Here is a 19,835-nt window from a genome sequence, read left to right as displayed (position 1 = left end):
TTGTAATCTTCTCACTCTTGATTGTAATGACAGTTTCCCTAAAGGTCTACATATTATGCAAAGTCAAAACGATGAGCCTTTTAATCCGTACGAATCCACTGCAGAACCCGTGCAGCAGGTTAATTACATTGCAGAAGATTAGTCACATTTTGGTTAAGTTGTACGACTTTGAAGAGAATCTAATTTGGAAACCTCTGGAGCAAGTACAAGTTGTGTTTTAACTTAGATTAAAGCGCTAATGGCAACAAGTCTAGTATGGTGCTTGCTGGATAAAAGTGGAATTTAGACTAACTAAGGATTTTAAGGCTTTTTCGACCCAATAAGTGCAAGGCTATAACATCTGGTTACTCAAAATCCTGAGACTTTCGTGGGAAATCTCTGGGAAAAGCAAGTGATCGCCACGACGAAACTCCCAATTTTCAAGCTAAGTAGCTTCCAGATTGGCTTCATCAGCTTTTTTCAGCAAGCCTTAGTATGGATCTAAACATGGCAAAACCTATCCCTACTCCCTACGTTTGTTTCTGGTGAGATGACGGTTTCGTCATCACTTTGTTTAGTCTCTAGCAACATCTGCGAGTTAACACCTAATCTGCCATTCACGCCTATGCAATTGGGAGGCAGCGCAGGGTGCCGCACTTGAGATGTCATATAGGCTTAGCAGCAAGGGCTTCATGGTTTGATTCCTTCTATAAACAAAGAATCAGGCTTGCGAATTTTGTCCTCAATAATATCCAAGTTATAACTGTTGAAGTCTGGAATACGACTTTCATCAGCGCGACAGATACGCACATCTACAAATCCTGTTTTTTTAAGCAGGCGCTGAAGGGAAAAGCGGTCATACATCCAGCGATGTATTTCTCCTGAATTGCGAAAAATACCCTCTTCAAAAGCACGTTTGGCTTCTCTACCGGCAGTCAGCGCGACTAGACTTCCCGCTATTAGAGTTCTAAGTTTTTGTAGAAACCAAAAAGCATTTTTAGACTTTATTTTTTTCCATATTGAAGCCTGATGAATCTCTGCTTCAAGCCCTATCCGGTAGCGAACGAAGTCTTTATTTTTAATATCAGGGCTACTGAAGTAACGATACATTTCACCGCCGCCATAATTACGGACGGTTTGATCATACATTTCTAGCATCATCCAGTCATAGTCTGCTTCTGCCTCAGCAATTCCGCTCTCTACCCGCTCAAGAGTATCCAGATAAGTCCTAGCTATCGATTCTAAATCGGGAACAACAAATCTCGCTACTCCTGCCGGTTTTAGAACGCGCAAACACTCAGAGACTAAATCTTTAGCCTCTTCTTTTGTCAAATGTTCTAGAACATGGCTGCTATAACAGGCATCAAAGCAGTTATCTAAATAAGGCAATTTTTTACGAATGTCATATCTTTGAATCTTTGGCGATTGAGGAGCAATGTCAATGTTTGTCCAAGCAGGATGAAATGTAGAACCGCAACCTACGTTTAAAAATTCAAGCATCTTTATTTTTTTACCTTACGATAAACACTTGTTACAGAGATCCCTCTAGGCATTAACTCATAACTGGTTAAACCGCTTGCAGTAAATTGGGAAATTATTTTACTAAATCCATTGACAACTTTATTAGTAAAACTCTTGTCAATATTTTTATGAGGTTTTTTAAAAAAACTAAAAAAGCTATTTTTTATAACAGCCTCAGCATAAAGTTTTTTGTGAATCAACTGGAGAGGTTCATGCCAAATTTCTACAGGCTCTAAAGTAAAATAACAGGCAATATTCTGAAGTGCTTTATCAGACCACCTTGTAACATGATGGGGTGGCATATCCAAAATAAAATTAGAAACGTATTTAGAAAAAGAGTCAACGCTTGGAATAGAATATATTAAAAGACCTCCTGGCTTTAAACAGAGAGTGCTAGATTCTATGAAGGAATAAACTTCCTCAACATGTTCTAAAACTTGAAATGCACAAACCACATCATAGGTATTCAAATTTTTAATGGCGTGCGTTTGGATGGACTCATTTTGAATACAAATGCCCTCTTTAGCAGCAATATTTGTTGCTTCTCGACTGAATTCAAGACCTACATAATTGTTGGTTGAAAGTTTTTTGAGAAAAGCTCCTTTACCGCTTCCAATTTCCAAAACAACATCTGAGTCCTTTACAAATTGCTTAGCATACTCATATTCGGGCTTATTATCCATATAATACCAATCAAACTGTTGGAGTTTTTCATAAAAAGCTTCTGATCCAATTACTAAAGGGAAGAAAAACCTTAAGTCTGAATCAAGACAGTGATAAAAGCCTATCTCCTTTACCTCTTTAAATTCTTCAGAAACATCAAATTTTAGTTGTTTTTTGTAAATATTAATTATGTCCTTTACTTTTATTTTCTCTATTAAAATTACTTCTGAGCTACCACTAAGGGGACAAATTAAGTTTCTCATTTCCAAACTTTCTGAGGGAATACTGATAAAACCATTGAACAAAAAAACTAAAAGAACTTTTTTGCTTTTTTTTAAATGTATAGCATAATACTTGATTTGTAAAAATTTACAAACATTATTTTACCTTTGTCATAATCATAGCTATAATCTTGAACAAATTTAACCATAGGTTTTTATTTTCTGCTGAAGTTAAAAATTTCATCAAATTCAAGAAAAAAGCATTATGAGTTTTTGAATTCTCTTTGAATTATACTATCTAACTGTAAGGCTCTCTTCTCATATGTATGGTCTCTTAATGTACGAGCTTGCCCTGCTTTAGCTATCGCTTCCCGTTCTTTTGGATGTTCTAAAAGCCATTTAGCTTTTTCCAAGCATTCATCAGCAGACTTATAGGTGACTATCTCTGTGTCGATTTCAAATAGCTCATGTAAATTTTCTTTCCAATCCGTCAAAAGGCAAGAACCTACGCCTGTCACTTCATAGAGGCGAACATTGCCGGCATACCGGCCAGCGGCATCAATATGAAAATTCAACCCTACTTTAGCACATGAAAGGACACTGAGCATGTCAATCCCATAAAGAGGAGGCTGAAGTACAGAGTTTAATACCTTTGAATATCGGCGGCCAAAAGTGTGCGGATTCTCACCAATTACTGCTTTCCATCCTAATAGTTCTTTAGCTAAACTAGATAGGCCAACAGCTTTTAGCGTTTTGGCGGCTATATACGATCCCTGCTTGAGCAAATATTTAACTAAATTTGAGTTTTGCCAAGCACCATAAATATTTAATTTGAGATTGGATTCTATAATTTTTTCTAACAGCTTTATACGATTGTTGTGAAATCCTTCGCCCGTAGCCAGGGAGCCTATAAAGATACAATCAATATCCTTAGAGAGATTACTGCAACTAATTTTAGGGAGAAGTGACGATTCAATCGCGTGGTTCAAATGGTGCATCCGCAGCCCCCGTCCTGTTAATTCCTGATAATAGCCCGGATGACACGTTAAAATATAATCAAACACTTTGAACTGCTGTATGTTTTCATCAGTAAAAGGCGCACAGCACCAGGCTATTACTTGTGTAATTGAAGGAACTTGCTCTCTTAAATAAGTAATCCAAGCTCCATTAAATCTGAAGCTATCTTGGAAGAAGACTACATCAGGCTGTAAAGCTTTTAATTGGGCAATAACTGTATCTTTGCCTGAGGTTTTAATGTCATGTTCGCGTACCCATGTCTGTTGCAAGGGTAATGCATTGGCTATGATTTCATGGGCATCAACCCCAAGATTTCTTAAATGAACCGCAAAAAAATCTGCCCAACCATACCCTTCGCTCATGATGTGCTGCATCTGCTCAGCATAAGTTTTACGCACTATATCTGGGTTGCGCCGATAATAGTCTTTCAAATATTCCCTATAGTGATTTGTAACCTTAACAAAGCGATAGCTCATAAACTTTGCAACACATTCGTTAATTTTGTGACTGCTTTACTAACTGTCTCAACCTGCTCTTCTGTTAACTCTGCGAATATGGGCAAGCTAACAATTTCTGATGCTACCTTCTCCGTCACTGGCAGTGTGCCATCTGGAATCCCTAAATATTTATAGGCTGGTTGTTGATGGAGTGGCAAGGGGTAATGAATACCTGTAGCAATTCCTTGTTCTTTGAGACGCGCTTGGAGATGTTCACGTTCCGCAACGCGCACAACGAATAAGTGCCACACGGATTCTGCTTCTGGATGCACCGTCGGCAGGTTTACCCCACTCCCCGCTAAAGCCTCGAGATAATGGGCAGCGTGACGTTGTCGCGCTGCATTCCACTGATCGAGATGGCGCAATTTTACCCTCAAGATGGAAGCTTGCAAACCATCTAACCGGCTGTTAACTCCCTCAATCTCGTGGGTATATTTTTCCAACCGTCCATGATTGGCTAGCCGACGCACCCGACGAATCAAGTCTTCATCTTGGCTAACTACTGCACCGCCATCGCCATAAGCACCCAGGTTTTTCCCCGGATAGAAGCTAAAGCAGGCTACGTCCCCAAGGGTTCCTACTCGTTGTCCTTGCCAGTAAGCACCATGTGCTTGAGCAGCATCTTCAACAACCTTTAGATTATGGTGTTGGGCAATTTCCAATATCCGAGCCATCTCGCAGGGCTGACCATACAGATGAACTACAATAACGGCGCGTGTTTGGGGCGTAATCGCTGCTTCTAGGGCATCCGGATTCATTAACATAGTATCTTCCCGGATGTCTACAAAGACTGGCTTAGCTCCTGTTAAAGAGATAGCTTCTGCTGTCGCAATAAAGGTATGAGCGACAGTAATCACCTCATCCCCTGGCCCAATGCCGAGACCCCGTAGGGCTAGATAAAGGGCATCGGTGCCATTGCCAACGCCCACACAGGCTTTTGCTCCACAGTAGGCAGCAAATTCTGCTTCAAATTCCTGCAGTTCGTCTCCACCAATAAATTCACTGCGAGTAATAACTCGCTGAATAGCAGAGTCAATATCACTTTGAATAGTAAGGTACTGAGCTTTAAGGTCAATCAAAGGAATATTCATCATTAAATATGATATGGTAAACGCGAAATATGATTAATTGCCTGTGCTGGGTTACCTGCCACAACAGCTTCCGCCGGCACATCTTTGGTCACTACAGCACCAGCTCCGATGAGCGCATTCCGCCCTATGCGAACTCCTGGTAATATGGTGGCGTTTGCCCCTATTTTGGCTCCTTGCTCTATATACGAGCCGGCCAATTCTTTTTTCACATTAGGAGAACGGGGGTATTTTGCATTAGTGAGTACAACATGAGGGCCAAGCCAGCAATCGTCCTCTAGTACACAAAATTCAGGTACAAAAACATTAGAGTGAAGCCGAACACGGTGACCGATCCGGACATGATGCTCCACAATACTGGCTGAACCAATACTCACGTCATCACCAATTTCATTGTCTTCCCTCAGTAAGACGCCATGTCCAGTCTGAAAGTTGCTACCAATTCGATTTCCGCAATAAATAACGGTATGGGAACGGATAAAAGCCCCCCCTCCTATGTGTGTTACTATTTCATCTGTTTGTTGATTCTGCAATGGTTGACCTACAATGACAAAAGGGCCGAGTGTGTAATCACCCTCCCATGCTACGCCGGGATATATCAGGGCGAATTCTGACATCATGGACAGTTTATCTCCTCTTGGGGAACCGCTACCATTTGCCCTTTATCATCAAGCGAGTTCTGAACCGCTTCTAAAACTTTTACCACATCCCGTCCATGTTTTGGGCCGGTTAATGGGGTGTTTCCTGTCCCGATGCACTCTAAAAAATGAGCGATTTCTGTTTTAAGAGGTTCCTGAAAGTTAATTTTTGGAAGCAAAATATCGCCGGCTCGATGAAAAAGCTGATAATTATTAAAGTTATCATAATCCATGCTTTCGCCAGCCTTAGGAATTCGATCAATTCCTTTATCTAAAATTGTTACTTTGTCATCACTAACATCATCGTAAACAAGCATCTTTCGGCTACCTACCAGGGTCATTTTTCGCACCTTACCCGGATCAAGCCAACTGACTTGAATGTGGGCAGTTACCCGATTGGCCCAAGTTAAAGTGGCAAACACTACATCCTCAATGTCGGCTTGTATATAATCCATCCCATAAGCACTGACTGAAACAGGAAGTTCGTCATTCATTAAATAAAGCAAAATGCTAACATCGTGGGGTGCTAGATTCCACCAAGCATTCACATCTGAACGAACCTGACCAAGATTTAGCCGCTGGCTGTAGATGTAGTAAAGTTCTCCTAGTTCACCTTTGTCCAGCAGTTGCTTTAGGTGCCGTACAGCAGCGTTATAGAGAAAGGTATGGCCTACCATCAAGGTCCGCCCTGCTGCCTTAGCGAGGGCAACTAATTCATCCGCCTCTGGTGTACACATGGCTAAGGGTTTCTCTACCAGCACGTGCTTGCCGGCTTCAAGGGCCACCTTCGCTAACTTGTAATGAGTCGATGCCGGTGTAGCGACAACAACAGCATCCACCTCTGGATCAGCCAGGACATCTTCCCAATTGGGTGTTGTCTTGGTTTTGGGATAATTTGCTTCAACGTAACTCCGTCGTTCAGGACTTAGGTCTGCTAGCCATTTCACCCAGCAATCAGACTGGGCCGAGAAATTACGCAGTAAGTTTGGCCCCCAGTATCCACAGCCTAGCTGTGCAACAGTAATTTTCACATTCCCTTCTCCATATTTTTCGTTAAACTCATCACCTTTAAGCACACTCAAATTTTTCAAGCTTCAACACACTTAATCGGAAGCAAAAAAATATTTTTACTGAGTTGGCAACATTTAGTTAGCAAGGTTGCATGAAGTACGAGGTTTTAAGTTTCCTGTACAATACGAGTCTTTAAGTCCTCTGGACAAATAGTTTATCCTAAATACCTTTCTTTGGGCTTTAAAGTTGCAAGTTGAGGTAAATAATTATACCACATAATACTAAATACTAATATGATCTACTTTTTTTAAAAAACTTCATAGGGACCAACAGGCTCATTGCATACATTCTCAAGCTAATCCTAATCGGTTTTGAGTAAACTGCAATGATCAAGTTCGATCCAACTGCACTGAGCAAAGAAGCCATTGTAGCGCCAATAGCTCCATGTCTTGGAATCAAAAGAAGATTGGCGCTAATATTCATAATACAGCCTAGGATGTTCACATACATTCCATCTACCAAATATCCTTCCGTCGTCAACCATGAAGATCTCGCAACTCCAAAAAACACGGAAGTTGCCATCCAAGCGTGGATTGAAAGAATAGGAGCTGCCTCAATATATTGCTTTCCATAAATTAGTTTAACCAACTGGTTTGAGGTGCAAGAAATTATAATAGCAGCAATAATTGCCATCCAAATCATCAGCGTGTAAAGGCGCTGGATTCGGAACGCATAAATTTCTGGATCAACCTTTTTTAAATTCACGATTGCTGGAAATAGAGCCTCGTTAAGAGTCATAGGTATTATATACCAAACTTCTACTAAGCGCACTGCTACTGAGTAGTTTCCAATGTCACTAATAGATGCTAGCTGTCCCAGCATAACTTGGTCAATACGCATATATATAACTATGCTTAAACTAGAAAAAAGCAAAGGCCAGCTGTCTTTCAATAATTGTTTAGCACGTTTTATACTAACTTTCCAAGCCAAGACATTATCTCTAGATGCTTGATAAACGATTAGTAGGCCTACAGCACTTAATAAACTTTCTATCAAGACCAGCCATGCGAATGCAATCAGGGGTGCGCTCAATTGTATTAAAAAGATTCTCGAAATGTTAATTAAAATAAAAGCTGAGTATTTAGCGTATATTCCATATTTTGATTGAATTTGCGAGTTAAACCAAAATTCAATAACATCAAAAGCGTGAAAAATACTTGCGACTGCGGCAAGTCCTACAAGCCAGTGAGCTAAGTTATCATCAAAACGCAAAAATAAAATTCCGCCTGTTGCTAGGCAGAAAGTTAGGAAGCTACCTATAAGCTTTAAAACAAACGCTGTCCCTAACGTTTCTAGCTTAGATGAGGGATCGCGTACAATATCACGGATTACAATACTATCTAACCCAAGCGTGAATAGGGGACTAAATAATACTACGAAAGAAATCGCGTAGTTGTAGAGGCCAAACTGTTCTGGACCCAGATACCGGGCTAGCAGAACTCCAACAACTAGCCCCAGACCCAATCGGAGAATACGACTGGCAAATAACCAACCTGTGTTGCCGATAATTTGACGCTGTCCAGGGCTAATTTTTTTAATAGCTGTAGCTAACTTGCTCAGCATTGGCACTCCATAAATCTTGCAAATAAGGGAGAGTAAAACATTTTACTAATATGCTTCCTTTTCCAATCTGTAAACTCCACACATCTCCCTGCCCTTGTCATTGTGCCTATCAGTCGATTGAACTCTCCTCATAGTCTTCTATGCCATTAAAAAGACGACGTTGGGCTGTCAATGTTCCTAGGATAAATTGTCAATGCTAATCCGTTAGATATTTTCATCCTAACTGTCTTAAAGGGAAGCGAACCCTATTTTTTAACTTTAAAGTTGAGGTCGTACAATCGGCATCTCTTAAGCCTGTACACCTCAGCCCCACTAATCTACATTCCTTCGCTTTTTCCTGATATCAGGGATAAATGAGAATCTTATAGGTTTCTGCCGCCGGCTGCACAGCCCGATCCACTGCTGCTGCTAAATCTTGCAACGGATAGTGATCGCTAATTAGCGCTTCCACATCTATTCGCTTATTGAACACAAGATCAGCAGAGAGTGCTTGCAATCGATAGGAAGAACTGTAACTGCCCATCAGGTCAATTTCCCGCCGGTAGAGAATGTTGGGATTAATCGGAATTTCTACCTCGTCAGGAAACTCGGCAAAAAACAGGATTTTTCCACCTTTGCGGGTGCAATCAAGAGCTTGAAAAAAAGCTTTTTCACTGGGGACTGCCAGTAAAGTCGTATCCACTCCTAAGCCATTAGTAACCGCCTGCACCTTAGCCGACAACTCGGCATTGCGGGCGTCAAAAGCAGCATCTGCCCCTACTTGCAAGGCTTTCTCTATGCGAGAGGGTAACAAATCGGTAGCGAGCGCTCTGGCTCCAAAATATTTTACTAACATAATAAACATCAGCCCGATCGGCCCTGCCCCCGTCACTAAAACGGTTTGTCCTGGAGCGATCTGGGCCTTCTTTACTGCCTTGAGACAACAGTTAGTGGGTTCGACAAAACTGGCTTGCTCAAAACTCACTTCATGAGGAATTGGAATCAACCCGCCGTTACGAACAATATGCCCCGGAACTTTGACACACTCTGCAAAACCGCCACCGCTGGGTGTAAACCCCGCTGTTGTGGTGATGTTTTTGTAGGTTTCGCACATGGAAAAGTTTTCATTCAGGCAGTATATACAGTGCATACAGGGAATATGGTGCATCACCACAACTCTCTGCCCCACTTGCCAATTTGTCACTGCATCTCCAACTGCCGCAATCACCCCTGCTGTTTCATGACCAAAGATTCGTGGGGGTTCGTAGAGGGGATAGCGAATTTTTTTGATATCAGACTGGCACAACCCAACGACTTGAACCTTTACCAGCACTTCATCAGATGCAATTGCCGGCACCGGCACCTCTTCGTAGCTCAGTTGGTTGACACCTCTAAAAACTTGTGCTTTCATATTTACCCCTTTTACCCATTCATACTAAGGCACGTCTGCTTGCCGCACAGCCCGAAACTTTTCTTTACATTACCTTACTGTGGTCTCTTTGCTACGATTGAATCCTTTAGGGCCGATACGTTCGATTGGGATAGGCTGAAAACCTAATTTAAGGGCCGGTGATTCCGGTTTCAGGCGAAAGTCTCCTTTTTCAGGCGCAACAAACAGCGGTGGCGCAATGAGTGAGTTGCGGTCGAAGCCAGCTGCTTGCCATTTGGCAAAGTTCCCCTCCGGCGTAATTCCCCTGGCTGTATTAGCTAAGTCTAAAGCCCCTGTGTTCCAGTAAAGGTTGTTGTTAACCTCAGCCAACCGCTCAGGTTTCCATAAGGCTGGATTGCTAACCCAAAGATTGGCATTTATGTTTTCAAACAAAACAATGTTGTGCCGAAAAACATTTTCTCTCATGAATTCGTCAAGTGCCAGCACAGTTATTTGAGCCTCTATACCATTAACGAAAATGTTGTTTTCCACAACATTGCTCTTGCCCCCAAGGATACAGAGACCTCCCCGCACTGTCCCCACAACAATGTTTCCATAAACCATTGTCCTAATGCTAAAAGCGTCAAGGTAGATACCCCAAGTGTAGTGAGGACTAAGGATGCGCCCTTCAGGGGTAGTCCCCAACCCTACTGAGTTGCGGATAAGGTTGAATCGAATGATGTTGTCAGATAATTTTTTGGTTTTTCCGTATGTATAAATCGCCCCTGTGTCAACACTTTCTAAGTTTGTATCGATAACTTCGTTGTATTCTATAACATTATTTTGAGAATCGTAGGCTATGCAAACTCCCCATCTTGGCATTCGACTAATTTGATTGTAAGCGATTCGATTTTTCTGACCTTTTAATATAGATACACCGGCAACCCCTTTATAAATTAGTCCACATTCATAAATATAATTGTTGGCAATTAGGTTAGAAGATGGGGAAGGTAATTCTTGCCCTTCAAGATTACTTGTTGCCAGTAATACGCCACCTTGCCCTAATTTCTCCATCTTATTGCTTAAAATTTGATTATCAGAAGAACCTTCTTTGATTAAGATTCCATAGCCAACCAGGCGAGTAAAGGTACAATCTTCTATTTTACATTTTCGTGCGCCTGTCAACCAAATCCCAGCATGCATTCGCCAAGCATAACCCCGACCAGGCGAAGTGGTGTCAGTAAAAATAAGCTTTTTAAAATTAATGCTTTCTACATATTTCTTGGTTTTTATGTTTCCTTCTAAATAAATTACTACAGCTAATTTTGGAACAACTATTTCTAATTTTTTAAAATCTTGCTGTAAAGGCCAGTAATAAACGTCGCCAGTTTTTTTATTTAAACACCACTCACCAGGACTGTCTAAAGCTTCCCGAACATTCGCAATATAGAAACGATTTCCCTGTTCAATTTTTTCTTCGGGCAACTTAATATGTAGTGTGTGTTTATCTTTGTCTACACGTTCGATAGGAAGAATAGCATTCCAATATCCTGTATTCGTATAAGTGTTGATTTCTGCGTTGCTCCAGTCTGACCATGAGGGAAACTTTGCGGGATCAACAACTACTTCAGTTTTACTGGGCGAGGTATTCTTAGCAAACAACCATCCACCTTTATATGGATTTTGGGGTTCAAAGTTAGGATACCGGGCGCGAGTTGCCCACTCATTACCTACTCTTAACGTAAGGAAATCCCAACTTCCTTTCTCCAGTGTCGGCAGAGTAGCTTTCCAAACATTCCCCTCTTGCTGCCAACCTGTAACGCGCTGTCCACCGCTGATCACCGGCTTCTCATCACGATATGCTTCGTAGGTTATGGGAAATTTAGCAGTGCCAGAATCTTCAGGGGTAAATACTATCGGCTCACTCAAAAAGTAAGTGCCACCGCGCAATAAAACACTGACAGGTTGCTTGAGTGTGTCTCCTTGCTCACGCTTAAGCTTGCGAATAGCATCTCGTGCCTTCTGGATCGTAGCGAATGGGCCATCTGTCTTTGCTGTATTGGGATCTGCTTGTTGACCAGACCAAGCATCATTGCCGTTAAGCGCTACATAAAATACAACAGGTTCTAATCGTTGAGAAACTAAATCATCGGCTAGCTCACCCTTAACCCCAGCAGTGCCGGCCTTAACCATCGCAGGCGAAACGCTAGTCAAGCAACCTAACCAGACCCAAGTTAAAAAAGTCCGACGATCCATACAGATGGCTACTCCCTAGCGGTGATTTTAAAAGTCAGGACAAGCATTAAAAAATAAATGCAAGCGAAGTAAAAGTCAATATAGAACAACGAATTCTGAGAACGCATCGGCAGAAACCCGTAGTTCCCTAACAGCTCGCATTTGCGACAAACCCATCCTAAAATTTAGCAGGACTCAAGTATTAATGCACCTAAAACCCAACGTGGTGGATGAATTGAGCGCTGATGTCTTAGTCGTTGGTGCCGGCACCGGCGGCACCGCAGCTGCCCTGCAAGCAGCCCGCCGAGGGGCCAAAACCATCTTAGTCAGTGAATTTCCCTGGTTAGGAGGAATGCTAACCTCAGCGGGCGTTTCAGCCCCAGATGGCAACGAACTAGCAGCCTTTCAAACCGGCATTTGGGGTGCTTTCTTGCGCTCTCTCCACCAGCGACAAAAGGGTGGGTTAGACAACGGTTGGGTCAGCTTTTTTACTTACGACCCGCGCATCGGCAACCAAATCTTTACCGACTGGGTGCAGCATCTGCCAAACTTGCAGTGGATTAGTGGTCAAGTACCCTTGGAAGTCTTGCAGCAGGGGAACCGGGTCACCGGCATCCGTTTTGCAGATTTCACCGTCCGTGCCCATTTAACCCTAGATGCGACAGAACTCGGAGACGTAATCGCCCTAGCCGAAGTGCCCCATCGCTGGAGTTGGGAATTTCAAAGGGAGTGGGGTGAACCCAGCGCCCCAATTGGACCCAATACTTTTACACAACGCTACCCTGTACAGGCACCCACTTGGGTTGTGATTATGCAGGATTACGGTGCCGATGCCGTAGCCCCCGAAATTCCCGCCCCACCTCTAGATAATCCCGCTCAGTTTGCCGGTGCTTGGGACAATTATGGCCCAGAGCGGTTTCTGAACTACGGACGATTACCGTTTAATCGCTTTATGATTAACTGGCCGCTGCGGGGTAATGACTATGGCAATCGGCTTGATCGCCTGATTGAATCGGAAACCGCACGGGATGAATTTCTCCAAGAAGCCAGCGGGCACACCCAAAGTTTTGCCCGCTTTATCCAAATGCAACTAGGCGGCCGGTATGGCCTAGCTGAACACATCTTTCCAGAAAGTTTAACAGGCAACAGGGCAATTCAAAATCAAAGCACGGCTTATGCCCTACATCCTTACTACCGAGAAAGCAGACGGCTACAAGGACTTGTGACAGTGCGAGAGCAAGATATTTTACCGATGGTGGCAGGGCGAGTGGCCAGCTTGCAGACAGATTCAGCCGGCCAAGTAACCGCGATCGCCCTGGGTAACTATGCCAACGACCACCATTACACCGATACAGGGGAGCCAGACATGGCCTCTCTGCCACTGCAACCGAAATCTCTACGCTGGGGAGGGCGATACACCGGCACACCCTTTACCATTCCCTACGGGAGCCTGATCCCCGCCCAAACTGATGGCCTTCTTGTCTGTGAAAAAAATATTTCTGTATCCCATATTGCCAACGGTGCTACGCGTTTGCAGCCGGTTGTCATGGGTATCGGTCAAGCAGCGGGGATGGCAGCAGCACTGTGTGTTGAACGAGGCTGCCAACCGCGAGACTTGCCGGTGAGAATTCTCCAAGAGGCGCTATTAACAGAACCAACGGCACCGGCTGCGATCATTCCTCTGTTTAATTTGACACCCGATCACCCAGAATGGCTGCACTGGCAGCGCTACTACTTAGATCGCCCAGATGCCTATCCTGCCGACGGCGACTGTCCTCTCCCATCAGTCGTCACTCATCACTCATCTGCCAGTAGCCCAAGACAGACTACCTTCACCGGCATCTTCCACTGGCACGCCCCGCAGGATTACACCATCACCCTCACCACCCCTACTGAAATTTCCCCTCAAAGCTGGACACTCGTTACCCTTCAGCCTGAGGTAGATCGAAAGTTACAAACTTGTCTGACAGGACAACCGCTCACTGTTTGGGGGCATCTCAATCAAGCCGGCAACTGGTTACTTGTCGAAGCAATTTCCTAAAAACCTCAGCCACCTCACTGGTCAAGTCCGCTCAAAGTTGAACAAAATATCCGGATAAGCCATTGGCAAGCGCGTATTAGGGGTAGAAAACTCTGATACGGACATTTCCCATGCGGACTTGCGCCTTTATCGTCTTATCAAGTTTGCTGTTGGTTGGCTTTGTCGTTGATTCCCTAGGGATAGGTTCCGATTCGACTGAGTTGCTTCAAGCCACTTCTTTTCGCCACGCAACACAAGCGGAAAACGAGGAGGAGATTTCTCCTCATCGGGGTAGTGGGCGAGTGGGTGGCTGAATTTCTAATATCGCTTTCCCTCAAATTAGAATGCAGCCAACTTATGGGGGTTGGCAAGGCAGAGCCGGCAAAGGTAATAATCAAGCGTTCGCCTGGAACAGATGCCGAAGCCCCTTCAATACCGGCATCTGGCTGCCGATCGCTCGGTCAGCCAGATGCCGGCTAATTCGGTTTTCTTTTGGGTTCTGAACCCACTGCCAGATTTAGCGAAAAGCTTTACCCCCTATTGTCAAAGGAAGTGTCACAATTAAATCATTGAAGGCTATAAAGTAAATGTCAGCAACTCTATGCTGAAAGGCGGGGTCTACTGAAGCCGAGCCGGACGCTCTCATCAGGGTAGAGCAAGCTTGACGTTAACCAGTCTCAGCCCTATCTTCGTACTGAGGCATAAGAACTGGGTAAATAGTTACTCAGTCTTGAAAGGTAGAGGCTTCCGCTGTCAGTAATTTTAATGGGTAGCAAGCTACATAACTTTACGGATGCCTCACTTCCTCTCAAGGAATGGGCGCATCTGAAGGCTGCTGACTCAAAGCGCCAAAATCGACATGACCGAATCTGGTTGTGTCGCAACCATCATACGCAACAATCAACTGAGGAGCATTTGACTCCTCCTAATGTATCCGTCTTAAGGATTGTGATGACCAACGACCTCGATCTGATCAAACGCCTTAGCCCCAGTGCAATGGATCAGATCATGTTTTATCTTGCATTCAGTGCCATGAGAACCAGTGGGCACCGGCACGGAGCGTTTCTAGATGCAGCCGCTACGGCGGCCAAGTGTGCCATTTACCAGACCTATCTGGAGCAGGATCAGAATCTGCGGATGACGGGGCACCTCCACCACATTGAACCTAAGCGGGTTAAGGCGATAGTGGAGGAAGTCAAAGAGGCACTGACGCACGGCAAACTCATGAAGATGCTTGGCTCTCAAGAGCCGCGCTATCTAATTGAGTTTCCCTATGTGTGGCTGGAACAGTATTCCTGGATGCCGGGACGCCCGCGCATTCCTGGCACCAGTCTCACTTCTGAAGAAAAGCGACAGATTGAACAAAAACTGCCGCCTAACCTGCCTGACGCGCAACTGATCAACTCTTTCCAGTTCATGGAAATGATTGAATTCCTTTACGCTCGCCATCAGGAAGATTATCCCCCAGAGCGGCGTCTGCCCTTGAGTGAAGCGTTAGCAGAACATATTAAGCGACGCTTAATTTGTGCCGGCACTGTCGCAAAAATTGATTCTCCTTGGGGAATGCCTTTCTATGCTCTCACCCGTGCTTCTTACTCGCCTTCGGGTGAAGAGGAGCGGACTTTCATCATGGTGGAGGATACCGCCCGGTATTTCCGGCTGATGAAGGATTGGGCGGAACGGCAGCCAAAGAAGGTGATGCGGATTTTAGAAGAACTCGATATCCCAGCTGATCGCATCGATCAAGCGATGGAAGAGTTGGATGAAATTATCCGTGCCTGGGCCGATAGATACCATCAGCAGGGTGAGAATACGATGATTCTGCAAATGGTTTTTGGCCCGAAGGAGGATTAAGCAGGACGTGGAGCGTTTTCCATGCTGGAGTTGAGTAAGTGCCGATCGCGGAGTCCGGGTTCCGGAATCCGCCTAGGCAACTCATCCATCCTGCCGGCACAACTTTAAGTTTTGCTCTTTGTTAAAAAATCGGGATGACAGGATTTGAACCTGCGACCCCCTCGTCCCGAACGAGGTGCGCTACCAAGCTGCGCTACATCCCGAAGCGTGTAATCTATATTTCTACATTATCACGTTAACTGCGGCGGGGACAAGCCCATGCCGGTTTAAACTAAACGCAAGATGTCCACTTGCAATATCCAGCTTATGGGTTGTCATCGGCTTGTGTATCCCAGTTTGGGTAATTGAATAAACATAGGCTACGATGTAAAGCGGTGTAACTAAAATGGTTCAAATAAGCGCGTGACTGTCAAGCCAGACTGGTTGCGAGTCAAAGCCCCTCAATGGGAGCGCGTCGGCAACGTTAAAGAAATTTTGCGGGATTTATCCCTGAATACCGTTTGTGAAGAAGCGTCTTGCCCCAATATTGGCGAGTGCTTCCAAGCCGGCACTGCTACCTTTTTGATTATGGGTCCAGCCTGCACGCGGGCTTGTCCCTATTGCGATATCGATTTTGAGAAAAAACCCAAACCGCTCGATTCAACTGAGCCAGAACGATTGGCTCAAGCGGTTCATCGCCTGAAGTTAAACCATGTGGTGATTACTTCCGTAAATCGGGACGATCTGCCGGACGGCGGAGCATCACAATTTATGCAATGTATTCAAGCGGTTCGAGCCTTATCGCCCCAAACGACTATTGAGGTACTGATTCCTGACTTATGTGGCAACTGGCCGGCACTAGAAGCGATTCTTGCCGCTCATCCAGAGGTACTTAACCACAATACCGAAACGATTCCCCGTCTCTACCGACGGGTACGCCCCCAAGGTAACTACCCGCGTACGTTGGAACTGCTGCGGCGTTCCCGTGATTTGGCTCCTGAAGTCTATACCAAGTCAGGCATTATGGTGGGATTGGGGGAAACGGATGAAGAGATTCGCCAGGTGATGCGGGATCTGCGAGAGGCAGATTGCGATATTTTAACCATTGGCCAATACCTCCAGCCAACTCCCAAGCACTTGCCGGTTGCCAACTGGGTGACACCGGCACATTTTAATCAGTGGCAACATTTCGGTGAATCTTTAGGTTTCTTACAAGTTGTTGCCTCGCCCTTGACACGGTCTTCTTATCATGCAGAGCAAGTAAGAGCGCTGATGGAACGTTATCCTCGAAGATAAAGGCAATCTAAAACTTGATTTGATGCAAAAAAAGACCCTGGCAATTATTGGAGCGGGTGTTTGGGGGACAGCATTGGCAAACCTGGCAGCGGGTAATGGCCATCGAGTGCGTGTTTGGTCTCGTCGCTGTTCAGAAACCCTGGAAGATGTGGTAGCCGGCGCTGAGATCGTGCTGTCTGCTGTTTCCATGAGAGGCGTTGGCGCAGTGATTTCCCAGGTGCAATCTCTGCCAGTAAGCTCAAACACCATTTTTGTAACCGTAACCAAGGGTTTAGATCCACAGACAACCCGCACGCCTTCGCAGATGTGGCAGGCGGCATTTCCTGTTGCGCCGGTTGTGGTACTTGCCGGCCCTAACCTGTCTAAGGAAATTGAGCAGGGTTTGCCGGCGGCGACGGTGGTAGCGAGTAAAGACCTTGCGGCCGCGGCAACCGTGCAAGCCGTATTTTCTTCTAGCAGCTTTCGGGTTTACACGAATTCCGACCCCCTAGGCGTAGAATTGGGCGGAACTTTAAAAAATGTGATGGCGATCGCAGCCGGTGTGTGTGATGGGCTGGATCTGGGTACGAATGCTAAGGCGGCACTGCTGACTCGCGGTTTGGCAGAAATTATCCGAATTGGCACAAATTGGGGTGCCCAAACCGAAACGTTCTATGGTTTGTCAGGGCTAGGGGATTTGCTGGCGACCTGCAACAGCGCTCTTAGCCGCAATTATCAAGTTGGCTACCAGTTAGCAAAAGGCCAAACACTACAGGCAATCCTGGCCCAACTTGAAGGAACGGCTGAGGGCGTGAGTACGACGCCGGTATTGATTCAGCGAGCCGATCAGCAAGGGATTTACGTGCCAATTTCCTATCTAGTAAATCGGTTACTTCAGGGCGAAATTACGCCGCAATCAGCAGTTGAAGCCCTGATGTTACGAGATGTTAAGCCAGAATCAAAGCCACTAGCCGATTAAAGTTGAATCGGCTATGCCGGCAACCAAAATTTTAAAGTTTAAAATCTCTCGCCCTCTAGGCGCAGAGTACAGGAGGCGCAAGCATTCAGGGCTTGGGTTGTAACTCTTTTGATGGAGGGTTTATCCCGAAGGAAACATTTTAAATAAATCTTCGTAGTGATCGGGATAACCGATCAGCGGTGATGAAGATTAAAGCTGAAGCTAACAGAGGTCACAACCTTCTCGTTGCCTTCACTTCTATACTACCTACACACGAGCAATCGTGTTGTTTCTCGCCTCCACTTTAGCAGTTAGATACCGAGAGACGTATCTATCTGCTGGAGTAGCTGCCATTACCACCGCAGCCCCTTCAGGCTTACCCAGAGCCGGAGTCCCACCCAGTGTCGCCATGTTAGCCCAGTCCGCAATGGAACTACCAGCGATGTTTGTTAGTCCCCAAGGGCGGGAACAATAACAAAGTGATCGACCGCTAACTGAGCCTCATTGTCACCCAGAGCAACTGAGACCAACGCTATGATGCCAGGAACTTTCTTGTACACGAATGCAGGCTATGACGAACAACTGAATGCCTCTGGTGTTCAGCCCGAAAAAATCGCCGGTGATGCAGAAGCAATCGGAGATGTATTTATTGAGCTGGAAATAGAGGGTGCAGACGCAGTGAGTTTTGGGCCAACCGCCAGCCGCCGTACCACTGATCTAGTGCGTTTGTACCTTCAAGAAATCGGTCGTGTCCGTTTATTAGGGCGCGATGAAGAAGTCTCGGAAGCTCAAAATGTCCAGCGCTATATGCGGGTGCAAGAGTTGCGAGATCAAGCGGCATCCTCGGAGGATGGGTTGATTAAGCGCTACAGCCAACTAATTGAGGCTCGTGATCGGTTAGCTGCTCATCTAGGGATGCGTCCTTCTTTGGAGCGATGGGCTGCTGAAGCTGGGATTATGGTCAGTGACCTCAAGCCTACTTTGGCTGCCGGCAAACGCCGCTGGGCGGAAGTTGCCGATCTGACCGTGGAGGAGTTGGAGCAAGTCCAAGCTGAAGGCATCCGGGCGAAGGATCACATGATTAAGGCCAATTTGCGCCTGGTCGTGTCTGTCGCTAAAAAGTATCAAAATCGCGGTTTGGAATTATTGGATTTGATCCAAGAAGGCACCCTGGGTTTAGAGCGTGCAGTCGAGAAATTCGATCCCACGCGGGGTTACAGGTTTAGCACCTATGCCTATTGGTGGATTCGTCAGGGAATTACTCGCGCCATTGCCACACAAAGCCGCACCATTCGTCTGCCGGTGCACATCACTGAAAAGCTTAATAAAATTAAAAAAGCACAGCGCAAAATCTCTCAAGAAAAAGGTCGCACCCCAACGATTGAAGATATTGCCGGCGAGTTAGAGATGACGCCGGCTCAAGTGCGGGAAGTTTTATTACGGGTGCCCCGTGCGGTGTCATTAGAAACGAAAGTCGGGAATGAGAAAGATACTGAACTCGGAGACTTGTTAGAAACCGATGACGTTTCTCCCGAAGAAATGCTGATGCGAGAAGCGCTGCATCGGGATTTGCAACAACTGCTGGCGGATCTAACGTCGCGCGAGCGAGATGTAATTCAAATGCGGTTTGGTTTGGGAGATGGCCACCCTTACTCTTTGGCAGAAATCGGTCGCGCTTTAGATTTGTCGCGGGAACGGGTGCGCCAGATTGAAGCTAAAGCTCTGCAAAAGCTGCGGCAACCGAAGCGTCGCAACCGGGTAAGGGACTATTTGGAGTCGCTGAGCTAGTTTATTAAGGGCTAATGGTTGATTGTTTTGAGCCATTAGCCTTTAAAGTTTCAAGGCAGCTTTTCTAATTGCTTTCACCGGCACTCTCATGTGTACCGCTCTTAAAACGGGGGCAAAAAA

The 19,835-nt window shown here is 45.4% G+C and carries 17 protein-coding genes and 1 tRNA gene; 8 read left to right on the top strand and 10 right to left on the bottom strand.

What is annotated here, in order from left to right; translation table 11 throughout:
* Positions 1-669: 669 nt before the first annotated feature.
* From H6F56_RS06425 to H6F56_RS06385, 9 genes are all read right to left on the bottom strand, one after another.
* Positions 670-1,479, bottom strand: a complete 810-nt coding sequence (locus tag H6F56_RS06425) for a class I SAM-dependent methyltransferase (protein ID WP_190666034.1) — start codon at positions 1,477-1,479, stop codon at positions 670-672.
* Between the two features lie 2 nt (positions 1,480-1,481).
* A complete protein-coding gene (locus tag H6F56_RS06420; protein ID WP_190666033.1) occupies positions 1,482-2,426 on the bottom strand; it encodes a class I SAM-dependent methyltransferase in 945 nt (314 codons plus the stop codon).
* Positions 2,427-2,647: 221 nt separating this feature from the next.
* Positions 2,648-3,877, bottom strand: coding sequence for a CgeB family protein (locus H6F56_RS06415; RefSeq protein WP_190666032.1), 1,230 nt, complete (start codon positions 3,875-3,877; stop codon positions 2,648-2,650).
* Entirely contained in the window at positions 3,874-4,992 is a 1,119-nt protein-coding gene (locus H6F56_RS06410; RefSeq protein WP_199312614.1) for a DegT/DnrJ/EryC1/StrS family aminotransferase, read from the bottom strand. The genes H6F56_RS06415 and H6F56_RS06410 overlap by 4 nt, the downstream gene beginning before the upstream one ends.
* The gene (locus tag H6F56_RS26765; protein WP_190666031.1) at positions 4,992-5,606 is read right to left on the bottom strand and encodes an acyltransferase; all 615 of its coding nucleotides are present in this window, start codon (positions 5,604-5,606) and stop codon (positions 4,992-4,994) included. The genes H6F56_RS06410 and H6F56_RS26765 overlap by 1 nt, the downstream gene beginning before the upstream one ends.
* Entirely contained in the window at positions 5,603-6,700 is a 1,098-nt protein-coding gene (locus H6F56_RS06400; protein WP_199312613.1) for a Gfo/Idh/MocA family protein, read from the bottom strand. Before H6F56_RS06400 ends, H6F56_RS26765 begins: the two co-directional genes overlap by 4 nt.
* Before the next feature lie 223 nt (positions 6,701-6,923).
* Positions 6,924-8,258 (bottom strand): flippase, encoded by a 1,335-nt coding sequence (locus H6F56_RS06395; RefSeq protein ID WP_190666030.1) that lies wholly within the window; start codon positions 8,256-8,258, stop codon positions 6,924-6,926.
* 343 nt (positions 8,259-8,601) lie between these two features.
* Entirely contained in the window at positions 8,602-9,648 is a 1,047-nt protein-coding gene (locus H6F56_RS06390; protein WP_190666029.1) for a zinc-dependent dehydrogenase, read from the bottom strand.
* Positions 9,649-9,717: 69 nt separating this feature from the next.
* The gene (locus H6F56_RS06385; RefSeq protein WP_190666028.1) at positions 9,718-11,799 is read right to left on the bottom strand and encodes a right-handed parallel beta-helix repeat-containing protein; all 2,082 of its coding nucleotides are present in this window, start codon (positions 11,797-11,799) and stop codon (positions 9,718-9,720) included.
* Between the two features lie 247 nt (positions 11,800-12,046).
* Between H6F56_RS06385 and H6F56_RS06380 the strand changes: the two genes are divergently transcribed.
* From H6F56_RS06380 to hetR, 4 genes are all read left to right on the top strand, one after another.
* Positions 12,047-13,882, top strand: coding sequence for an FAD-dependent oxidoreductase (locus H6F56_RS06380; protein WP_190666027.1), 1,836 nt, complete (start codon positions 12,047-12,049; stop codon positions 13,880-13,882).
* A 110-nt stretch (positions 13,883-13,992) separates the two neighbouring features.
* Positions 13,993-14,175, top strand: coding sequence for a heterocyst-inhibiting protein PatX (gene patX, locus H6F56_RS06375; protein WP_190666026.1), 183 nt, complete (start codon positions 13,993-13,995; stop codon positions 14,173-14,175).
* A complete protein-coding gene (locus tag H6F56_RS06370; RefSeq protein WP_190666025.1) occupies positions 14,168-14,341 on the top strand; it encodes a hypothetical protein in 174 nt (57 codons plus the stop codon). Before patX ends, H6F56_RS06370 begins: the two co-directional genes overlap by 8 nt.
* Before the next feature lie 471 nt (positions 14,342-14,812).
* The gene (gene hetR, locus H6F56_RS06365; RefSeq protein WP_190666044.1) at positions 14,813-15,715 is read left to right on the top strand and encodes a heterocyst differentiation master regulator HetR; all 903 of its coding nucleotides are present in this window, start codon (positions 14,813-14,815) and stop codon (positions 15,713-15,715) included.
* Between the two features lie 129 nt (positions 15,716-15,844).
* Here hetR and H6F56_RS06360 read toward each other — a convergent pair.
* Positions 15,845-15,918: transfer RNA gene (locus H6F56_RS06360), tRNA-Pro, on the bottom strand.
* A gap of 199 nt (positions 15,919-16,117) precedes the next feature.
* Between H6F56_RS06360 and lipA the strand changes: the two genes are divergently transcribed.
* From lipA to sigC, 4 genes are all read left to right on the top strand, one after another.
* Entirely contained in the window at positions 16,118-16,990 is an 873-nt protein-coding gene (gene lipA, locus H6F56_RS06355; protein ID WP_190666024.1) for a lipoyl synthase, read from the top strand.
* A gap of 22 nt (positions 16,991-17,012) precedes the next feature.
* On the top strand, positions 17,013-17,948 hold the full coding sequence (locus H6F56_RS06350; protein ID WP_190666023.1) for an NAD(P)H-dependent glycerol-3-phosphate dehydrogenase: 936 nt from the start codon (positions 17,013-17,015) through the stop codon (positions 17,946-17,948).
* Positions 17,949-18,210: 262 nt separating this feature from the next.
* Positions 18,211-18,402, top strand: a complete 192-nt coding sequence (locus H6F56_RS06345; RefSeq protein ID WP_190666022.1) for a hypothetical protein — start codon at positions 18,211-18,213, stop codon at positions 18,400-18,402.
* Positions 18,403-18,464: 62 nt separating this feature from the next.
* Positions 18,465-19,715: an RNA polymerase sigma factor SigC gene (sigC, locus tag H6F56_RS06340; protein ID WP_190666043.1), complete on the top strand. Its 1,251-nt coding sequence runs from the start codon at positions 18,465-18,467 to the stop codon at positions 19,713-19,715.
* Positions 19,716-19,835 lie beyond the last annotated feature (120 nt).

It is taken from the genome of Microcoleus sp. FACHB-672 (assembly GCF_014695725.1).
In the GTDB taxonomy this organism is placed as follows: Bacteria; Cyanobacteriota; Cyanobacteriia; order Cyanobacteriales; family Oscillatoriaceae; genus FACHB-68.
The sequence above is the reverse complement of the archived record's forward strand: the minus strand, read 5'-3'. Positions and strand labels throughout refer to the sequence as shown.